The following is a 917-nucleotide window of genomic DNA, read 5'->3' as shown; positions in this document are numbered from 1 at the left end:
GTTCAAACCCCGGCTGAATGAAGTTAAGCCTCCGGCGGATGCCTCGGATTTTTTAAAGGTAATTGATCGAGCGAGCTCGATAAAAATCCGGGCGCAAATTCGACGGGGCGAATTTGATCATTGTAGAGAAAACGGATACAAGGAACCTTTTAATACATATACGAAAGAGAGTAAAAGGCATTAAGAAGTTATTTTGGAAATGAATGATTTAGAGAAATAAAGACGATCCTGTATGGAAGTTTTCCTTATAAATCAGGTTTTTAGTCTTTTGTTTAATCTATTATGGGTTTATTCTATATTAAAGCGAGGAGTATGATTTGAAGATTTTAAAAAACAGCATGCGTTATGAATTGTTAGCAAAACAGTTTCAAAAAGAAGAGCCTACAGTGGTCGAGATACAAGATTCTCTCGATCGTATTTTTTTCTATATTTATAATTATACAGACCTCATGTACCTTGAATTTATTGATGACCAGACATTGTATAGCTATATTCAGTTTCATCGGTCAAAAGGTTTTAATGAGATTAGCTTTATTGAGACAATCAAGGATATTAAGAACTTTCTCTGCTTCTTAAAGAAGATAAAAAAAGTGAAGAACACGCCTCAAGTTGATTTGTCCATAAAAAACCTGTCATTAAGGTGCCAGGCGATATCCAGATAATTGGAAAAAATTAAGGTGCGAGGTGCCTGTAAATCTCTAGAATTCTTCACTTAACTATTCTTTTACAGATTTTCCGAACGAGAAAGCCCATTATGGTGCGACAGGACCCCCTTTAGGGATGGGATGATAGTGAGGTCAAATGCGGAGTACCACTTAAAATCGTAAAGTTTGTGGTACTTCAAGCATTTGAAAATATCACTATCTTTTTTATATCCATTTGTTGTAGTTTTTAATGTTAACTGATACAATAAAAGC

2 protein-coding genes are annotated in these 917 nt (G+C 34.8%); both read left to right on the top strand.

The genetic code is table 11. The features are described 5' to 3' along the window. Nucleotides 1-184, top strand: a 184-nt coding sequence (locus JMM81_RS22605) for a hypothetical protein (protein WP_256243815.1), incomplete at its 5' end; no start/stop codon positions are given. A gap of 133 nt (nucleotides 185-317) precedes the next feature. After that, nucleotides 318-662 carry a hypothetical protein gene (locus JMM81_RS22600; protein WP_256243814.1) on the top strand — a complete coding sequence of 115 codons (345 nt, stop codon included), beginning with the start codon at nucleotides 318-320 and terminating at the stop codon, nucleotides 660-662. Nucleotides 663-917: the final 255 nt, after the last annotated feature.

It is taken from the genome of Bacillus sp. V3B, assembly GCF_024494465.1.
Taxonomy (GTDB): Bacteria; Bacillota; Bacilli; order Bacillales; family Cytobacillaceae; genus Bacillus_BD.
Note: the sequence above shows the minus strand (reverse complement) of the source record. Positions and strands in the feature narration are given on the sequence as shown.